The organism is Shewanella colwelliana ATCC 39565, assembly GCF_000518705.1.
In the GTDB taxonomy this organism is placed as follows: Bacteria; Pseudomonadota; Gammaproteobacteria; order Enterobacterales; family Shewanellaceae; genus Shewanella; species Shewanella colwelliana.
Genome location: NZ_JAEC01000060.1, coordinates 1 through 1,288, shown reverse-complemented (window position 1 = coordinate 1,288; position 1,288 = coordinate 1). Strand labels below are relative to the sequence as shown.

The 1,288-nt window shown below is 40.5% G+C and carries 2 protein-coding genes; both read left to right on the top strand.

Going from position 1 to position 1,288, the window contains the following annotated elements; translation table 11 throughout:
- The first annotated feature begins 61 nt into the window (after positions 1–61).
- Entirely contained in the window at positions 62–418 is a 357-nt protein-coding gene (locus L876_RS0116275; RefSeq protein ID WP_028764764.1) for a hypothetical protein, read from the top strand.
- 90 nt (positions 419–508) lie between these two features.
- Entirely contained in the window at positions 509–1,015 is a 507-nt protein-coding gene (locus L876_RS0116270; RefSeq protein WP_028764763.1) for a hypothetical protein, read from the top strand.
- The last annotated feature ends 273 nt before the right edge of the window (positions 1,016–1,288 follow it).

Below are 1,288 nucleotides of genomic sequence, written 5' to 3'. Positions count from 1 at the left end.
GTGTTCTCATTTATGATGCCTATCATGGGCAGCATAGAAGTAATCTGGAAATAATGGTGTTATGTTATTGATTAACTATGGGTGGCTTATTATCTGCATTAAAAGTGTGGCAACGGCAGAATACTATCAAATGATGATTCTAGATAACTTAAATAGGGGCTATATTCCCGATGCGCTTAAGATGGCTGGTCACTTGGCAGGATCAGGACATTCACTGACAAGTAATAATTCAATGCTAGCGATAGGTGCAACCAAAATACCCACTTTGGGTCTGTATTCACAAGTCACAGGGGCAGTTTCCTTTGGCGTAACGGCGTTGTCTTTTGCAGGTTTTATGGCCGATGATAATGCTAGTCTTACACAATATTTAGACAATGTGAGTAATAATGCCGTGTCTTTCTATGCAGAAAACTTTTAGAGGATGAAACCGTTGCGAACGTATACTATTTTATTCATAGTACTATTGCTGGGTACGGGGTGTGAGCGCTGCCTGCTCAATGAAAAAGACATGGCGTTTATGGAAAACCTTAACTTCAAAAATATGACATCGGAAGATTACTTAGCCCATCACAGCCTTATATCCGGAAAAATCGCAGGTGATTTGAGGACATATACCCTCGCAGGAGTCACGCTAAAGCATCGAGTCATTAATGAGGATGATATCTATTCGTACGAGACTGATAATGATTATTTTCAGTTTTATGTCAGAGAGATACCTGATTATATGCGTGAGCATTTTACCGATTATGCGACTTATTATGCTGCTGTGTTGGCCTCATTTGAGGTGTTGAAAACAAACGAGGATGTATGCAGCTTAAGTGTGACTCAACACTATTATTTGGCAGACCGATTTTTAATGCATTTTTCTCCTTCTAATAACGTTTACCTCCCTAGCGCTGGGGGGCCTATTGTCATTGAAACTGCGAGTTCAAATAAGGACAGCTATAAAATAATTGTAGTAGGTCCATCTGATTCGGCTAATTATGTGTCCTATGGCAGTATCAGGATTAGATAATGATAAGTGGGGGGCAAAGTAAACTTAGAACCAGAGGAAAAGTGTCACCTAAAGGAAAGTTGTGGTTAGTGCCGTTTCTGCTGCTATGGAGTTGTTCTGGTGGTAATGCACTATTGAATAACTCACTATATTGATACTGGCGATGTTCTGGAGTCTGCCCCAAGGGCTTGGTAGATCAGCAAAACATAGACACCCATCATTAATTGCGCAGAAGCAAACCTCTAACTATGCTTTGATTTAGCATTGAACAAGGAGGTTTTTATGCCACGCCCT